This window comes from Pandoraea sp. E26 (assembly GCF_000681415.1).
Lineage (GTDB): Bacteria > Pseudomonadota > Gammaproteobacteria > Burkholderiales > Burkholderiaceae > Pandoraea > Pandoraea pnomenusa.
On the sequence record NZ_AYXJ01000009.1, the window covers coordinates 148,202 to 166,541 of the forward strand.

General features: G+C 65.1%; 11 protein-coding genes. 3 read left to right on the forward strand and 8 right to left on the reverse strand.

Features of this window, described 5'->3' with window-relative positions:
• Positions 1 to 35 precede the first annotated feature (35 nt).
• The 5 genes from narI to W930_RS0106220 all read right to left on the reverse strand — a co-directional run bounded on the left by narI (position 36) and on the right by W930_RS0106220 (position 9,003).
• Positions 36 to 719, reverse strand: coding sequence for a respiratory nitrate reductase subunit gamma (narI, locus tag W930_RS0106195; RefSeq protein ID WP_023874382.1), 684 nt, complete (start codon positions 717 to 719; stop codon positions 36 to 38).
• Between the two features lie 24 nt (positions 720 to 743).
• Positions 744 to 1,466, reverse strand: a complete 723-nt coding sequence (gene narJ / locus W930_RS0106200) for a nitrate reductase molybdenum cofactor assembly chaperone (protein WP_023874383.1) — start codon at positions 1,464 to 1,466, stop codon at positions 744 to 746.
• 1 nt (position 1,467) lies between these two features.
• Entirely contained in the window at positions 1,468 to 2,994 is a 1,527-nt protein-coding gene (narH, locus tag W930_RS0106205; protein ID WP_023595934.1) for a nitrate reductase subunit beta, read from the reverse strand.
• On the reverse strand, positions 2,991 to 6,752 hold the full coding sequence (locus tag W930_RS0106210; protein ID WP_023595933.1) for a nitrate reductase subunit alpha: 3,762 nt from the start codon (positions 6,750 to 6,752) through the stop codon (positions 2,991 to 2,993). The genes narH and W930_RS0106210 overlap by 4 nt, the downstream gene beginning before the upstream one ends.
• A 511-nt stretch (positions 6,753 to 7,263) precedes the next feature.
• A complete protein-coding gene (locus W930_RS0106220) occupies positions 7,264 to 9,003 on the reverse strand; it encodes an ABC transporter ATP-binding protein (protein ID WP_072619103.1) in 1,740 nt (579 codons plus the stop codon).
• Between the two features lie 270 nt (positions 9,004 to 9,273).
• Here W930_RS0106220 and chrA point away from each other — a divergent pair, with 270 nt between their 5' ends.
• Positions 9,274 to 10,509: a chromate efflux transporter gene (gene chrA / locus W930_RS0106225; RefSeq protein WP_141571646.1), complete on the forward strand. Its 1,236-nt coding sequence runs from the start codon at positions 9,274 to 9,276 to the stop codon at positions 10,507 to 10,509.
• Between the two features lie 75 nt (positions 10,510 to 10,584).
• Here chrA and W930_RS0106230 read toward each other — a convergent pair whose 3' ends face one another.
• A complete protein-coding gene (locus tag W930_RS0106230; protein ID WP_235195516.1) occupies positions 10,585 to 13,290 on the reverse strand; it encodes a penicillin acylase family protein in 2,706 nt (901 codons plus the stop codon).
• A gap of 177 nt (positions 13,291 to 13,467) precedes the next feature.
• Between W930_RS0106230 and W930_RS26340 the strand changes: the two genes are divergently transcribed.
• A complete protein-coding gene (locus W930_RS26340) occupies positions 13,468 to 14,544 on the forward strand; it encodes a MerR family transcriptional regulator (RefSeq protein ID WP_023874386.1) in 1,077 nt (358 codons plus the stop codon).
• Positions 14,545 to 14,550: 6 nt separating this feature from the next.
• Here W930_RS26340 and epsC read toward each other — a convergent pair whose 3' ends face one another.
• Together epsC and W930_RS26345 are read right to left on the reverse strand one after the other, a co-directional pair.
• Positions 14,551 to 15,492 (reverse strand): serine O-acetyltransferase EpsC, encoded by a 942-nt coding sequence (gene epsC, locus W930_RS0106240; RefSeq protein ID WP_023595927.1) that lies wholly within the window; start codon positions 15,490 to 15,492, stop codon positions 14,551 to 14,553.
• Positions 15,493 to 15,621: 129 nt separating this feature from the next.
• Positions 15,622 to 16,626: a LysR substrate-binding domain-containing protein gene (locus W930_RS26345; RefSeq protein WP_023595926.1), complete on the reverse strand. Its 1,005-nt coding sequence runs from the start codon at positions 16,624 to 16,626 to the stop codon at positions 15,622 to 15,624.
• Positions 16,627 to 16,887: 261 nt separating this feature from the next.
• Here W930_RS26345 and W930_RS0106250 point away from each other — a divergent pair, with 261 nt between their 5' ends.
• Positions 16,888 to 18,279 (forward strand): 2-hydroxycarboxylate transporter family protein, encoded by a 1,392-nt coding sequence (locus tag W930_RS0106250; protein ID WP_023874387.1) that lies wholly within the window; start codon positions 16,888 to 16,890, stop codon positions 18,277 to 18,279.
• Positions 18,280 to 18,340 lie beyond the last annotated feature (61 nt).

Below are 18,340 nucleotides of genomic sequence, written 5' to 3' on the forward strand. Positions count from 1 at the left end.
GTTCCTGGTGTGATGACCTGTCGCGCACGGCGCGCTCAGCGCTTGCGCACCAATTGATACGGGCGAATGAGATACATGACCGACGCCAGGCCGCTCCAGATATGGACCATGCGCGTGAACGGCGACACGAGGAAGATCGTGAAGCCCAGCGCGATGTGCACCCGATACGTCAGCGGCACGCCTTCGAGCAGCGCGGCAACGCCTGGCTGGAACGTGACGATGCCCTTCACGTAGTCGGTCAGTTGCTCGAACATGGCGCCGTCCATGTGCCGCATCGAGAGCAGTACCGTGCCCAGCCCGAGGGCGAGCTGGAACCAGAGCATGAATACGATCACGATGTCCCAGGCGCGGCTGGTGGCGCGCACGCGCGGGGTGCCGATGCGCCGGACGATGAGAATCGTCAGACCGATGATCGCCACAACGCCCGCCGCCCCGCCGCCGACCATTGCCAGCAACTGGTGCTGCGAAGCGGAAAGGAACGGCGAAACCAGCCAGTGCGGCGCGAGGAAACCGACGAAGTGTCCGGCCACGACCACCAGAATGCCCCAGTGGAACATGTTGCTGCCCAGACGCAGCATGCCGTGCTTGAGCAACTGCGACGAGTCGCTCTTCCACGAGTACTGCTCGCGGTCGAAGCGAATCAGGCTGCCCACGAGCAACACCGTCAGACAGATGTACGGATAGATGCCGAACACGAATTGATGAAAGAAAGCTTGCATGGTCACACTCCTTGCTTTCCGGACTCAGCGCCCGGGACGGCGCGCGTGGAACTGGATCGGTTCGCCCACCGTGCTGCCCTGGGCGCCGGGATGCCCCGCGCCCATGAAGCGCACCGGGGCGTCCTGATAGGTGGCGTCGATGGCCTCGTAGTCCTTCGCCTCGGGAATCAGTGCGGCATCGTCCACGTGGGCGGAAGTCGCCTGCGTCCGGCGCTGTGCCGCCGCCCCCGCAAGGCACAGCAGCGCCCGCGTGAGCCCCGCGTATGGCGAGCCCCGCTTCGCAAGCCCGGCGTCGATCGCCTGCAACAAATGCTCGATGTCCTTCAGGCGCGCCACGCCTTCGGATGCCGGCAACACCGAGACGTACTCGAGAAACGCCGGCAGATAGTCGGGCAGCTCACCGGGCGCAAGATAGATGCCGCTGCGCTCGTACGTCTGCATGAGGTCCACCATCGCCTGCCCACGGTCGCGCGACTCGCCGTAGACGTGCTCGAACAGGTAGAGCGATGTCACACGGCCCCGGTCGAACTGCGCAACGTAGTTCTCCTGGAGCGTGAGCAGGTCGCGCTCGCGCCAATAGGCGAAAAAGACCGCCAGCTCCCGGCGTGCGGGGCCATCGATGCGCGCTGTGTCGAACAGCGTGCTTTCGATCTCCGCAAGCGCCTCGCTCACCTCTTCGCCCGGGTAATGCAGCAGCGCGCCCAGCAACCGGCACGGCACGCCGGGTGTGATGTCGGATGCGGCCATGTCAAATCTCCTGGATCGGGATGGTCCGCTGGTGCTTCTTGACCGGGTTGAAAAGATTGCCCGTGTCGTGTCCCGGCGAGCACCCGTTGCCGAACGAGAAACCGCACTCCGAGTGCAGCTCGAATGCGTTTTCCGCGTACTCGCGATGTGCCGTCGGAATGACGAACCGATCCTCGTAGTTGGCAATCGCAAGATACCGATACATCGACTCCACCTGCGCCACGCTCAGTCCCGTCTGGCGCAGCACGTCGTCGGCCTGAACGCCATCGACGTGGCGTGCGCGCATGAACGCCCGCATGGCCAGCAGGCGCTCGAGCGCAAGCTTGACCGGCGCTTCATCGCCGGCCGTCAGCAGGTTGGCGAGGTATCGCAGCGGAATGCGCAGCGACCCGACGTCGGGCAGCGAGCCGTTCATGCCCAGATCGCCGCTGTTGGCGGCCGCGTTGATCGGCGAGAGCGGCGGGACGTACCAGACCATGGGCAGCGTGCGATATTCCGGATGCAGCGGGAATGCGATGCGCCAGTCGACCGCCATCTTGTACACCGGCGAGGCCTTCGCGCCTTCGATCCACGCTTCCGGCACGCCGTCGAGGCGCGCCTGTGCAATGACGGCCGGATCGTTCGGGTCGAGGAACACCGACAACTGCGCCTCGTAGAGATCCTTCTCGTCGGCCACGCCCGCGGCCTCGCTGATCCGGTCCGCGTCGTAAAGCAGCACGCCGAGATAGCGAATCCGGCCGACGCAGGTCTCCGAACACACGGTCGGTTGCCCGGCCTCGATGCGCGGATAGCAGAAGATGCACTTCTCCGCCTTGCCGCTGTGCCAGTTGTAATAAATCTTCTTGTACGGACAGCCCGAGACGCACATGCGCCAACCACGGCACTTGTCCTGGTCGACGAGCACGATGCCGTCTTCCTCTCGCTTGTAGATCGAGCCCGATGGGCACGACGCGACGCACGCCGGGTTCAGGCAGTGCTCGCACAGGCGTGGCAAGTACATCATGAAGGTGTTCTCGAACTGCCCGTAGATGTCCTTCTGCACGGCCTCGAAGTTGTAGTCCTGAGAGCGCTTGGCGAACTCGCCGCCGAGAATTTCTTCCCAGTTCGGCCCCCACTCGATCTTCTCCATGCGCTCGCCGGTCACCAGCGAACGCGGGCGGGCAACCGGCATGGCCTTCGCGTCGGAGGCGGTCTGCAGGTGCGCGTAGTCATACGTGAACGGCTCGTAGTAATCGTCGATTTCCGGCAGGTGCGGGTTGGCGAAAATGCTGGCCAGCAACTTGAGCTTGCCCCCCTGCAGCGGTTCGAGCTTGCCGTTGGCCTTGCGCGTCCAGCCACCGCGCCAGCGCTTCTGGTTCTCCCAGTCCTTGGGATAGCCGATGCCCGGTTTGGTCTCCACGTTGTTGAACCACGCGTACTCCATGCCTTCGCGGCTCGTCCACACGTTCTTGCATGTGATCGAACAGGTATGACAACCGATGCACTTGTCCAGATTCAGCACCATCGCAATCTGTGCGCGCACTTTCATTGGCGTTCTCCGGTCGGGGGCACAAGCACCTGGTCGGCGGTATCGTCGAGCCAGTCGATACGACTCATCTTGCGCACTACCAGGAACTCGTCGCGGTTCGAGCCGACGGTGCCGTAGTAGTTGAATCCATACGAAAGCTGGGCGTAGCCGCCGATCATGTGCGTCGGCTTCACGCTGATGCGGGTCACCGAGTTGTGAATCCCGCCACGCGTGCCGGTGATTTCCGAGCCGGGGGTGTTCACGATCTTCTCCTGAGCGTGGTACATCATCACCGCCCCGCTCGGGATACGCTGGCTGACCACCGCGCGGGCACACAGCGCGCCGTTCGCGTTGAAACATTCGATCCAGTCGTTGTCGACGATGTCGAGCTCGCGCGCGTCGTCCTCGGACATCCACACGATCGGACCTCCGCGCGACATGGTCAGCATCAACAGATTGTCGGTGTAGGTGCTGTGGATGCCCCACTTCTGGTGCGGCGTGAGGAAGTTGAGCACCTTCTCCCGATTGCCGTTGCTGCGCTGGTTGAGCATGTGCGCGTAGCTGCCGGTATCGATGGGCGGCTTGTAGACACACAGCGACTCGCCGAACGCCCGCATCCACGGATGATCCTGATACAGCTGCTGGCGTCCGCTGAGCGTGCGCCAGGGCACCAGCTCGTGCACGTTGACGTAGCCTGCGTTGTACGAGACGTGTTCCGACTCGATCCCGCTCCACGTCGGCGACGAGATGATCTTGCGCGGCTGTGCCTGAATGTCGCGGAACCGGATCTTCTCGTCGGCGCGTGCCTGTGCCAGATGATCGTGCGGCAGGCCGGTCGCCTTGGACAGCGCCTGCCACGCACGTACGGCGACCTCGCCGTTGGTTTCGGGCGCGAGCGTAAGGATGACCTCAGCCGCATCGAGCGCCGAATCGATACGCGGACGCCCCTGCGACACCCCCGGCGCTTCCACCTTGTAGTTGAGTTGTCCCAGCAGGTCGACCTCTTCGTGGGTCTGCCAGTTGATCCCCTTGCCGCCGTTGCCGATCTTGTCCATCAGCGGCCCGAGCGAGGTGAACTTCTTGTACGTGTTCGGATAGTCGCGCTTGACGACCACCACGCCCTGGGCGGTCTTGCCCGGCACCGGTTCGCATTGCCCCGCGCCCCAGTCCTTCACGTCATACGGTTGGGCCAACTCGCCCGGCGCGTCGTGGGCGATCGGCGCGAGCACGACGTCGGTCTCCTCGCCCAGGTGACCTTCGCAAAGTTCCGAGAAGCGCCTGGCGATGCCCTTGAAGATGTCCCAGTCGCTACGCGCCTGCCACGCAGGATCGACGGCGGCCGACAACGGGTGAATGAACGGATGCATATCGGACGTATTCAGATCGTCCTTCTCGTACCACGTGGCGGTCGGCAGCACGATGTCGGAGTACATGCAGGTCGTCGACATCCGGAAGTCCAGTGTCACGAGCAGGTCGAGCTTGCCCTTGGGCGCCTCGTCGCGCCATTTCACTTCCTCGGGGCGCGCACCGTGCTGCTTGCCGATGTCCTCGCCCTGCACGCCGTGTGTGGTGCCCAGCAAATGCTTCAGGAAGTACTCATGCCCCTTGCCCGATGAGCCCAGCAGGTTCGAGCGCCATACGAACAGGTTGCGAGGAAAGTTGTCGGGATGATCGGGATCGGTACACGACATGCGAAGCGAACCGTCCTTCAGCGCGTTGGCCACATGCTGAGCGGCGTTCGCCGGATCGGGGAGCGAGCGGCCCACGTCGAGCGGATTGGTCTGCAACTGCGGCGCCGTGGGCAGCCACCCCATGCGCTCGGCGCGCACGTTGTAGTCGATGGGCCGGCCGTGGAACGGCGTCTTGTCGGCCAGCGGCGAGAGCAGCCCGGACGGGTCGCTGTTGTCATAGCGCCACTGATCCGTATGGGCGTAAAAGTACGACGTCGCGTTCATCTGGCGCGGCGGGCGGTGCCAGTCCAGACCGAATGCGAGCGGCGTCCAGCCGGTTTGCGGACGCAGCTTCTCCTGCCCCACGTAATGCGACCAGCCCCCGCCCGACTTGCCGATGCATCCGCACATCACCAGCATGTTGATGATGGCGCGGTACGACATGTCCATGTGGAACCAATGGTTGATCCCGGCGCCGATGATGACCATCGACTTGCCCTGCGTCTTGTGCGCGTTCTCGGCGAACTGGCGGGCGACCGAAATCACGTCCTCGCGCTTCACACCGGTAATCGCTTCCTGCCACGCCGGCGTATACGGCACATCGTCGTCGTAGGTGTGCGCAATGTGCTCGCCGCCCAGCCCCTGGTCGAGCCCATAGTTGGCGATGAACAAATCGTAGACGGTGGCGACGAGCACCTCCCCGTCATTCGTCTTCACGCGACGCACGCCCACATTGCGACGCTGTGTCGATGCATGCGACGTGCAGGTAAAGTGCGCGTGCGGTTGATTGCCGAAGTACGGAAACAGCACGGGCACGACCTCATCGTGGCCCTCGACCAGTGACAGCCGGGGCTTGATGGCCTGGCCGTCCGGGCCCTCCTCGCGCAGGTTCCACTTGCCCTGATTCGGCGCGTCGCCCTGCGACCAGCGATAGCCGATCGACCCGACCGGCGCCACGAAATCGCCGCTCAGGTCGTCGATCACGACTGTCTTCCAGTCGGCGTTGTGTGGCTGGCCCAGCGCGCCGTCGAAGTCAGCCGCGCGCAACTGGCGCTCGGGCACGTAGCCGTCGCCATGCGGCACCATGCGCACCAGGCACGGCATGTCGGTGAAGCGGCGGCAGTAGTCGATGAAGTAATCGCTCTTGCCGGCCAGGTGGAACTCGTTGAGGATCACGTGTCCCATCGCAAGCGCCAGCGCGGCGTCGGTGCCCTGCTTCGGATGCAGCCACAGGTCGCCGAACTTCGCCCCTTCCGCATAGTCCGGGAATATCGACACGATCTTCGTGCCCTTGTAGCGCACCTCCGTCATGAAGTGCGCGTCAGGCGTGCGCGTTTGCGGCACGTTCGAGCCCCACATCACGATGAATGTCGAGTTGTACCAGTCGGCCGACTCGGGCACGTCCGTCTGCTCGCCCCAGGTTTGCGGCGAGGCCGGCGGCAAATCGCAATACCAGTCGTAAAAGCTCAGGCACACGCCACCGATGAGCGAGAGATAGCGTGCCCCGGCGGCGTAGGACACCATCGACATGGCGGGAATCGGCGAAAAGCCGGTGACGCGGTCGGGGCCGTAACGCTTGACCGTGTAGACGTTCGCCGCCGCCACGATCTCGTTGACCTCGTCCCAGGAAGCGCGCACGAATCCGCCCAGGCCGCGACGCGCCTGATACGCGCGGCGTGCGGTGTCGTCCTGGACGATCGATGCCCACGCGTCGACCGGCGCGAGCGACTTGCGCGCTTCGCGCCAGCGCGACACGAGCGCACTGCGCACGAGCGGGTATTTGAGCCGGTTGGCACTGTAGAGGTACCACGAGTACGACGCGCCGCGCGAGCAGCCACGCGGCTCGTGGTTCGGCATGTCGGGACGGGTGCGGGGATAGTCGGTCTGCTGAGTTTCCCAGGTGACGATGCCCCCTTTGACATACACCTTCCAGGAGCAGGACCCGGTGCAATTCACGCCGTGCGTGGAGCGCACGATCTTGTCGAATTGCCAACGTTGACGATAAGCGTCTTCCCAGCGTCGGTCTTCGTCTGTCGTGGCACCGTGCCCCTCGGAGAACTGCGGCCGCGACGAAGTGAAAAAACGAAGGCGGTCAACGAAGTGACTCATGGCGTTTCCCTGGCTTTAGGCCGGTACACGCGGGCACCGGCGGGCGAGCGAAAGCAGGAACGCCAACGTTTCCAATGTTTCCAATGTTTCGGGGGGCGGTTCCCGCTGACTTTTTTGGTAACGACTGCGCAGTCGGGTCTTCGAGTACGGAGCGATTATTGCCTTTCGCCAATGTCATGTAAAGCGCGTCCAACCGAAGGTTTGCGCTTGCTCAACAAGTGTCGATATTTCACGTACTGCTACGTATGCAAAGCCCCGCCCCGCCTGGCTTTCGGAGGTATTGCGACATGGCGTGCGAGCCTCGTCACGCCCATGGGCACCTGCCGCACCGTCTTCAATTTCGCACCGCTATATCCGCACAGTCACAACGCGTTCGTGTGCAACTCACGACGATGCCTATTGCGCACGATGCATTGGATCGATACGAGCGTTGAATTGAAGGCGTCGGTATTTTTCTGACGTGAAATTTCGCGTTTGCGGACATCGCCACACGCGGCAACGGGTTACGGTGCTATGTGCGGCGCGACAACACATCGTCGCGGGGACCGGCGTCCACGACGCGCCCGCTCTCCATCACCACGATGATGTCGAAGCGCGACAGAAGGCTCGGCCGGTGTACCGAGGCCACGATACATGCGCTCGGAAACGCCTCATACATGCGCTCGAACACACGGGCCTCGGCCGCGGGATCGAGGGCACTGGTCGGCTCGTCGAGCAACAGCAGCGAACTGCCTTGCGCCGCCAGCGCGCCGCGCGCGAGCGCGAGCCGCTGCCGCTGTCCGCCGGAGAGGTTGCCGCCGCGCTCGTTGAGTGCGCTCGCGAGGCCGTCCGGCAAGCCGGCGAGCACCTCGTCGAAAGCACCGGCGTGCACGGCGTCGTGCAGTGACTTCGCATCGGCCGCCTCGCCGAACGTGAGGTTTTCTTCAACGCTCGCCTCGAACACTTCCGCCTCCTGCGGAATCAGGGTGGCCAGCGTGCGCAACGCCGCGAAGTCGATCGCCTTGCCGTCGCGCATCAGCGTGCCGTGCTGGGGGAGATACAGGCCCGCCAGCGTGCGCAGCAAGGTGCTCTTTCCACCGCCGCTGGGGCCGATAAGGGCGACGCGTGTACCGCGCCGCAACGTCAGGTCGACGCCATGCAGTCCGCCACGCGCGTCGTCGGTGTATCGCCACGTCACGCCGCGCAGCGACAGCGTGTCCCATGGCGAGTCCGGCGTGATGGCGGACACCGCGGCGTCCGGATCGCCCGGCGCATCCCAGATCGGTTCGGCGCTGCCGTAGTCGGTATGCATGCGCGCGAAACTCTGGAAGTTCGACGCCATTGCCCCGACGACCGTGGCGGCCTGTTGCGCGTACTGATAGATCATGAACACGGTGCCGAGCATGACGGCCTGCCCCGGCTCACGCGATTGCAGCACGTAGACGATCACGAGAATCCAGGTCAGCCCCATGCCGAGGATGTCGACGGCGAACCACTTGCCCTCGTTGACCGTGACGGCACGCCGCAGCGGCGCCATGACCGCCTCCATGCGGCGCCCAAGCACCCTGCGCGATGCCGCCTGCAGACGCAGGCCAATCACGGTACCCGCATTTCCGACGAAGTCGAGGAGCGCGGCGGCATATCGCCGCTCGGCATCGTTCTCCGCACGGGCGAGTTGCATCAGCACGCGGTCGAATCGAAGAATGATGACGGCGATGACCACATAGCCGGTTACTGCAATCGCACCGCTCGTGCGCGAGAGCAAAGCCAGCGCGACCAGCGGCCCGACGAAGTTGAATGCGCTTTGCAGATAGCCGAACTGGTTCTGCGCGAAGTCGGACAACGCGCGGCTTGCCTGCACCACACGATGCTGAAGCTCCCCGGAGTGGCGGCCGTCACGCCACGCCAGCGGTGCGGCGGCGATGCGCGCATACAGTTGATCCGCGAGCCGCACACGCACACGTACGCCCACGTTGCGCTCGAGAATCCGCCCGGGGCCATGCAACAGCCACGACAGCAGATAGATGCCGACGAGATAGCCGATCCAACGACCCGCCGTCGACATGTTGCCCTGCTGAAGCGCATTGATGGCCTGCGCCGCGAGCCACGGCATCGTAAGCCGCAACACCTGGGCGAGCGACAGCAGGCCGGCGGCGCCCAGCAAGTGAATTCGTACGCCCCGCGCATGGCGCCACAACGCGCGGTAAAGATCGCGCGCGGCACTGCCGAGCCCGATGGCTCGCCCGCGCGCGGCGGATTCGGACACCGTCATGCGCTCATCGCTCCTGAGAATGTCTTGCGGTTCTGTTGCCCCACATGCGCACCGGCGCGCGGCAACCGGGCGCTCGGGCTTCGCGCGCACGATCCTTCAAGGGGATCGGCGCGGGAGGGACCAATATAGGGGAAAACGGATCAGGTGTCCTGCCCGGGAACCGCGGCAAACGCGTGTGAGCCGGCATGCCGGCAAGGCTTCACGCCCACGTCACTGCACAAGGGCTATGCTTACGGAATTTCGTCTTCCGCCGAATACGCGTTGGTCACCTTGAAATCGAATATCGAAACCGTTGCCGGCGACCCGGCTGCCAGGACGCGCCACGTCTGGGAGGTCTTGCGCGTCTTCATCACGCTCGGCCTGACGAGCTTTGGCGGGCCGGTCGCGCACATCGGCTACTTCCGCCGTGAATTCGTGGAACGACGCCGCTGGCTGGACGATGCCGCCTTTGGCGACCTGGTCGGTTTGTGCCAGTTCCTGCCGGGGCCGGCGAGCAGCCAGGTCGGCTTCTCCATCGGGTTGCTGCGCGCGGGCTGGCTGGGTGGCCTCGCGGCGTGGTGTGGATTCACGCTGCCGTCGGTATTGCTGCTGCTCGCGTTCGCGATCGTGGCGCCGCATCTCGGCGGGCCCATCGGCAACGGCGTGTTGCATGGACTCAAACTCGTCGCCGTGGCCGTCGTGGCACAAGCGGTCTGGGATATGGCGCGACGCCTCTGCCCCGACACGCGCCGGGCGGGCATCGCCCTGGCCGCCCTCGTCGTGCTCGCCCTGACGACAACGGTCTACGCGCAACTAATGGTCATCGGCCTCGGGGCGTTGCTGGGGCTCTGGTTGCTACGCTCGCGCGAGCTGACCGCGCCACTGCCATTGCCCGCCACGATCGAATTTCGCATCTCGCGAGCAAGCGGCGCTGGCGCGCTCCTGCTTTTCTGCGCCCTGCTGGCCGGGCTGCCGGCCCTGCAACAGTTCGTGGGCGGGCGCATGCTCGCGATCTTCGACGGGTTTTACCGTTCCGGGGCGCTGGTGTTCGGGGGCGGGCATGTCGTGTTGCCGCTGCTCCAGGCGCAGACGGTGACCACGGGATGGGTGTCGCCGAACGACTTTCTCGCGGGTTACGGTGCGGCGCAGGCCGTTCCCGGGCCACTATTCACGTTTGCCGCCTATCTCGGCTGGCTCTCGGGCGGCCCCGCGCATTCCGTGCTGGGTGCCACGCTCGCGACGATGGCGATCTTCCTGCCCGGGCTGTTGCTCGTCGTTGCCGCGCTGCCGCATTGGCAGGCATTGCGGCAGCGCGCGTCGACGGCCGCGATGCTCGCGGGCGTGAATGCCGCCGTGGTCGGGATTCTGGCTTCGGCGTTGTACTCGCCCGTATGGACGAGCGCCGTGCATGGCGCCGCCGATTTCGCCGTGGCGGCGGTCGCGTTCGCGCTGCTGGTCCGGTGGAAAGCCCCGCCGCTCGCCGTGGTGGCGATGTGCGCGCTGGCGGGCGCGACGGGGCTTGCCTGACGGGCCAGCTTGCCCGTCGTGGACTGCCGAACGCTTGCCGGATCGCGGCGGCGCCCTTGCCGCCGCCGCGCCCGGTCATTGCGCGTAAGCCCCTCGCTCGATGTGCAGGCGCTCGACGGACGTGGCCGCCCGGTTCACGTCATCGGCGTCGTGCCACAGGGGCTTGCGCCCGAACGTCGTGTACATCTCCACCTGATCGGCGTAGTGGGGGGAGCGTGTGCCGTCCGGCGCGACGAAGCCACTTTGTCCCGGCGCCACCACGTCGTACGCTAGCACGTCGCTCCGGGTCACGGCGCCCTTCCCGGGCTTGCCCTGGCTCCCTGGCTTCCCCCCGGTCGGACCGAACACGATCAAATCATTCTCGGTGCCGCGATTCATGTAGACGGGCGTGCGCACGGCTTCGTCGGCATTGGCCTGCGGCACACCGAAGAAGTTGTTGGCGCGGAACGTGAGCGGCACGGTCGGCGCGCGCCAGGCCGACATGTCGGGCCCGAGCTTCGCCCTGAGCGCGGCGACCGTGTCGTCGAGCGCCGCCAGCACCACGTCGTCACGACGTTGGCCGCCGAAGATGTCGAACGTCTGCGGCACGCCGGCGTGCTCGCCGAGCAGCGCTTCGTAAAGCACCTTGCTACCGTTGCCGATGTTGAGCGATCCGGTCGGCCCGTCTTGCGGCGCGGCGTAACCGCTCGCGAGGAACCACTTGTCATAAGGCGCGGGCACCACCTGTCCGAGCGTGCGCCTGAGCATGGCGCTCAGCCAGGCATCCATGATGGCCGGGCCAGCCGTATCGTAGTGGCCCGTGTGTTTCGGATCGAGGCTCAGGCCATTCCATTCGGACAGTTGCAAGGCGAGCTGGCGTCGCGCATCGCTCGCCGGCAGCCCTGCGGTGGCGCGTTCGATGAACGGCAGGAAGTGGCGCCGATTGACATCGACCGAGCTCGTATCTTTCAGGATCTGCCACATGTCGTCGACGCCGAGCTTGTCGTGCGCCTCGATGCGCGAGTCGATCTCGACCACGCGATCGGCCCCGCCCCAGAGGAAGGCGAACAGATCGCTCGCCGGGTAGCCCTTCTGCGGCGAATTGTTCCAGTTGGCGATCCAGCCCTGTTTGGGGTTGTAGACCTTGGGATTCGTCGAGAACGGCAACAATCCCTTCCAGTCCCACTCGCCCGTGCCCGGCACTGGCAAACGCGGATCGTGCCCCGGCCGGCGAGCCGGATAGGCGCCAGTGTGAACGTAACCGATGTTGCCCGCCACGTCGGCGTAGTACCAGTTGATCGTCAGGGCATGACGCGCCGCCTGCGCCGTCCAGGACTTCCAGTCGTGCGCCTGCGCCTGATGCGTCCAGGCAAGCAGCGACTGAACCTCCAGGCCGTCCCAGGCGCGCGCCTTGGCGTAGGCCACCGGGCGCCTGGCGTCGCGCTGCATGACGATGCCGTGTACCGTGCGAAAGACCTCCTGCACCACGGGTGCCCCACCCTTCACGCGAATGATCTCCACGCGCTTTTCCATGTCGTGCCATCGACCGTTGTGGAAATAGCGGTTGGGATTGGCCGGATCGAGTTTTTCCGCATAGATGTCGATGTCGTCGCCGAAGCCCGCCGTCGAGCCCCACGAGATCTTGCCGTTATGGCCGAACAGGATGCAGGGGTATCCGAACGGCGTGTTGCCGACAAGATCGAAGCCCGCGCCGTGCAGGCCGATGCCATAGGTGTACGCGGGGGCGAACCATCCGAACTGCGGGCCGTTGAGCATGATGGCGCGCGCGTCGCGCGCCTTCGCCTTGCCGACGATCCACATGTTGCTCGTGGTCGGAAAGCCTGCCAGACCTGGCTGCCCTGCGTCGGCAAATTGCGCCAGCATGGTCGCGGCATTGGTCTGCGCGTCCTGATGCAGCAAGGCGCCGTCGCTGCCGCGCGCCAGACGCGCGAACATCGGCGCCGGACCATCATAGCGGGCAAGCGGCTGCATGGGCGCGCCGCTTTCCGGGCCGACCTTCACCGGATACACGCCCTCGGATGCCGGCACCGTAGAGGGGGCATCGGGATTGCTGATCCACTTCAGCTCGTTGAACAGGGCCATGCCCTTCTCGGCGCCGTACTCGTCCTCGAGCGCGGTGACCAGCGCGAGATTGTCGATCTCGCTCGTCGCGTCCGAAAAACGATTGGCCATGGTGCCGACGAAAACCATCGCCACGTCGAACGCGTCCCAGTTCGGCGGCTGGAACCCGTAATCGTTGAATTGTTTGGGCATGCGCTTGTCGGGTTGCGCGCGAATCTGCGCGATCCACGCGTTCATCCCCGCGGCATAGCCATCGAGAATGTCGCGCTCCCGTTGCGGCAGGTCGGCCAGTTGGCGGCGAATGGATGCCGGCCAGTAATTTCCGCGAATCGACTTGTCGAAGTCGACGAACTTCTCGCCGAGCACTTCGGCCACGGTGCCCTGCGTGCTGCGTCGCGCCATTTCCATCTGGAACAGGCGGTCCTGCGCGATCGCGTAACCGTAACCGTAAAACAGCGCGTAGGTCGTCGATGCGTAGATGTGGGGTACGCCAAACTCGTCGCGCTTGATCGTCACCTCCACGCGACCGGGCGTCTTTTGCGTCGCTGGCGACGACGCCGTCGTGCCGGCGGCACCTCCCCCGGTTGCTGCCATGCCCGTCACCGGCATGACCAGCGTCACGCTCACCAGCGAGGCAGCCACGCCCGCCAGAACCCGCTTGTTCATGGTAGGCATGCCGGTCGAATTCACCGCGTCGGGCCAACGAGAAATCAAAGTCATCAACGTCTCCGTAATTGTTATCGAGGGAAGCGCTGACAGCCTAACATGACAAAACCGACCGGTCGGTTAATTAATTCGACAGACGTTGATATGTTCGCTAAGGTGGTTCGCGGTTGACCCGTCCCCCAGGGCCGGCCTGACGATGGCGTCAACCTGGCTCACACCATGAGGTCATCGATGAAGACACCCTCTCGGCCATTGACAGCGTCCGAAGCCGCACGGAGGTTGGGCGTCTCCACCAAGGCGCTCCGACTATACGAGCAGCATCGTCTCGTCACGCCCGGACGGACACCGGCCGGCTATCGCATCTACGGGGTCGACGCGATGGCACGTGCGTCCGAGGTTGTCGCCTTGCGCGCGCTTGGACTGAGTCTCGCCGACGCGGCGCGTGTGCTTGGCGGCGATCCGCAGACACTCGCATGCGCGCTCTCGGCACATGAAAACGCGCTGGATCGGGACATTCGGGAGCGACTCCAGCGGCTCGAACGCGTGCGCACCCTGCGCGCCGGACTTGCGGTGGGCAAGATGCCGGCCGCCGGCGAATTGGGGCATCTCATCGAGCGAGCCGCGCCGAGCGTGGCATTTGCGCTACCGTGGCCGTGGGGCGGCGAATGGTTCGAAATGCAGGACATTCGAGCGCTGAACTACCTGATCGGATCGCTTGGCAGTGGCAAGACCCGGCTCGCGATACACCTTGCACAGGCATTGCCGAACGGCATCTTTCTCGGGCTCGACCGCCTGAGCGAATGCCGCGCCACCCTCCTTGGCGCACTGTCGCAGGACACCGCCTGGCAGGACAGGGTCGATCGCGCGATGGCGTGGCTCCGCGACGAAGGCGCCCACGCGTCAGACGCATTGACCGTGCTTCTCGCCTCGCTCACGGCCGAGCGCAACGGAGCGCTGGTCATCGACATGATCGAGCAGAACCTGACGCAAGCGACTCAGGAAGCGTTGATCCGCTACTTGCGCCAACAAGCCCGCGCGACGCGCGCCCATCCCCTGTTCATCATGACGCGCTCGTCCGCCATTCTGGATCTGACGGCCGTCGGGCCGCACGAAGCCATCTTGCTGTGTCCGGCCAATCACAGCGTGCCGGTGCGTGTCGCGCCGTATCCGGGGGCGCCGGGATTCGAAGCGGTGGCAACGTGTCTGGCATCGCCCGACGTGCGCGAGCGGGTGGCCGTTGCGCCACCGTCGTCCCTCACGCCACGACGCGGCGACTCGAGCGAGCCCCTGCGGGCTGACACGGCATAGTGCGCATCAGGCGGCGTCGTTGTCGCACCCGGACACCGGCGGCGAACCGGCTTCGGTGCGCGATCGCGCCTGCGTGATGTTGCTGTACGGCGGCACGTCCTGCGTCAGCCAGACGTTACCGCCAATGACCGACCCCTGACCGATGGTGACGCGCCCGAGAATCGTCGCGCCTGCGTAAATGACGACGTTGTCCTCGACGATCGGGTGGCGCGGCAGCCCCTTGCGCGGGTTGCCCTCGTCGTCGGCCGGAAAGCGCTTGGCGCCCAGCGTGACGGCCTGATACACCCGAACCCGCTGTCCGAGGATGGCCGTCTCGCCAATCACGACACCCGTGCCGTGATCGATGAAGAAGCCCGCACCGATCCGGGCGCCGGGATGAATGTCGATGCCGGTGTCGGAGTGCGCCTGCTCGGCGATGATGCGGGCGAGCAGCGGCAGTTCGAGCCGGTAAAGCTCGTGCGCGATCCGGTGGTGAATCATCGCGTGAATGCCGGGGTAGCAGATCAGCACTTCGTCCACGCTGCCGGCGGCCGGGTCGCCTTGATAGGCGGCCAGCACGTCGGCGTCGAGCAATTCCCGAATTTCCGGGAGTTTGGCGGCGAATTGCTGGATCGCCGAATGCGTGCGCGCTTCGATCAGGTCGGTGGTGATGGCGGTGTCGTGACGCGACTTGTAGCGCCATTCGAGACGCGCCTGCTCGGCCAGGCCGTTCAGCGCGCTGGTGAGCGTGTGGCCGACGTAATAGTTTTCGCCCTGCTGATGCAGATCCAGCGGCCCGAGGCGCATGGGAAACAGCACGCCCTTGAGTTGCACGACGATGCCGGCAAGGCGCTCGCGCGAAGGCAGGTCGCGTCCCCCCGATTCCAGCAGGCGCCGCTGGCCGTCGCGCCAACGCAAACGCGCCGAATGCAGGGAAGTCACGATATCGTCGATGTCGAACGCAGCCACTGAACGAACTCCTGAAAAGCGAATGCCCGGATAACGACGTCGTGACCGGACATGGCGAACTAAGGGGGGACGCAAATCGCGTCGTTGCCAGAAGGATAGCGGGTTTCCAAGCCATCAGTCGCGACGTGGTTATCGGGCGCGCCCCGATGCGGGCGGGTCCGACGCCATGCCGGTGGCGACGTGGCGCTCTGCCGGCCGGAGCGCAATCCCGGTCCAGTGTCCGTCGGCCTGGAGTTCGCGGATCAGGTCGGCGATGCACTGACGCACGGCCAGTGTGGCGGACCCCACGGGAAGCGAATTCGACCAGCACACGCTGGCCGGGCGTTGCAACGGCGGCGAGACGATTCGCCGGGACGGCGGGCGCAACGCAGGATCTCGCGACGCAAGCGCCGACGCCGGCAGGATCGAGCAGGCATCGCCCGAACGCGCGATGTCGATGAGCGTCGGCAACGAGTCGATGTCGGCCACGATGTTCAACTCCACGTCGGCCTGTGCGAAGCTTCGTTCGATGAGCAGGCGAAGACCGTTCGTGCCGCTCGGCGCCACGATCGGCACGTTGGCCAGCGCGGACAACGCACATGGGCGCTGCGGGTCGCCCTCGTAGATCGCCGGGCAAACGCGATGCCCGCCGAGCACATACAGCGCTTCGTCGAACAACGGCATCACCGAAATGCCGCGCGTCTCCGAGTCGCGAAACAGCATGGCCAGATCGAGACGTCCGTTCGCGAGCAATTCGCCGATGTAACCGCTCATGCTCTCGAAAATCTGGAGCCGGATACCCGGATACTGTTCGCGTACCCGCGTGAACAACGGCACCGCCAGAATCGCGGCAATCGTCGTGGGGAATCCCACGGCCACCGGCCCCGATTCGCTGCCACCGCCTTCACGCACTTCCTGGCGAATCTGCTCCATCTGACGCATCACCACGCGCGCATGTCGATACAACGCCTTGCCCGCCTCGGTCGGTGTGACGCCCTGGGCACTGCGCAAAAGCAATTGCGTCTGCAGCTCCTCCTCCAGCCCGCGCAGTTGCGCACTCAACGACGGCTGCGCGATGTGCAGGCGATCCGCGGCCTTCGATACGCTTCCACTGTCGACGATCGCGACAAAATTTCGAAGCTGCCTCACGTCCATGACGACCCGCGCCGCCGATTGGCGACGCGCTCCAGTTTCGGAAAGCCATAGCGTACCCCTATATCGCCACCGGCAAAACTCGGGCATTTCGCGGATCGATCCGCCCACATGGGCGATTCCCGCCTATCGGGAATCGAATCCGCCCAGAAGCGATAGTTTCACCCTATACCCACATCCAAAATCCATATTTCCTCCCCCGACGGGTGCGGGCCTATAGTCGCGTCATCAAATCAATTCGAATCCCTACACGGAGACAACAGAATGCGAGACGGTCTTTCTGCCACGACCGCGCGCGGCAGCGCGGGCGTTGACGCAAACACGCCCACGTCGCGCGCGCATCACCCGCTGCGCGACGCCTGGTGGCGGCTCATGGACATGCGCGTGGGCATCGTGCCGCTGCCGGTGCATCTGGTGCTGATCGCGGCGATCATCATCACGGTACTCACCACCGGCAAGCTCTCGGCCGAACTCTCGCCCATCATTGCGCTACTCGCCGTGTGCAGCTTTACCTGCATGGAGATCGGCCAGCGCATTCCCGTGTTTCGAAGCATTGGGGGGCCGGTCATCCTGGTGACATTCCTGCCCTCCTACCTCGTCTTCACGCATGCCCTGCCGCCGTCGATGGTCGCCCCCATCGTCAGCTTCTGGAAGCAGAGCAACTTCCTGTACCTGTTCATTCCGGGCATCATCGTCGGCAGTATCCTGAGCATGGACCGCAAGGTCCTGATCGGCGGCTTCCTGCGGATTTTCGTGCCGCTCGCGGTGGGCTCGGTCCTCGCCGGCATTGTGGGCACCGCGGTAGGCACGCTGCTGGGGATGGGGCTCTTCCACACGGTGTTCTTCGTCGTGATTCCGGTGATGTCAGGCGGTCTGGGCGAGGGCGTGATCCCCCTGACCCTCGGCTACTCGGAAGTCATGCACCAAAGCGCCGGCGATCTGCTCGCCCAGGCGCTGCCGGCCGTCATGCTGGGCAACGTGTGCGCCATCGTCTTCTCGGGCGTGCTCAACGCGATCGGCAAACGCTATCCCGCGTTGACCGGCAACGGCCAGCTCATGCGATCGGGCGACGATGACATCGGGGCGCACGACCCGCACCACCCCCATGCGAAGCCCGGCGCACCGGTCGACGCCACCGACATCGCCGCCGCCGGCATGATTGCCGTATGCCTGTACTTCGTCGGCATGCTCGCGCAGAACACGCTCGGCCTGCCCGGCCCGGTGATGATGCTGGTGCTTGCCGTCGCCGCCAAGATCGGCTTCGTCTTCTCGCCGAAGCTCGAAGCTGGCGCGGGCGTCGTCTACAAGTTCTTCGCCACCGCCGTGACCTATCCGCTGTTGTTCGCCATCGGCGTCGTGATCACGCCCTGGCAGAAGGTCGTGGACTCGTTCAACGTGCCCACGCTGGTGACCATCGTCGCGACAGTCGTGACGCTCATGGCAACCGCCTTCGTCGTGGCACGGCGCATGAACATGCACCCGATCGACGCCGCCATCGTCGTGGGCACGCACAGCGGCATGGGCGGCACCGGCGACGTGGCCATTCTCACGGCGGCCAACCGCATGCGGCTGATGCCGTTCGCGCAAATCGCGACCCGCATCGGTGGCGCCATCACGATCACGCTGGCCCTGATCGTCCTGACGAAGATCGTCTGACAAGGACGCATCCCCCTCGTTACCACGCGCGCAATCCGCGCCTACGCAATTCGGAGATTTC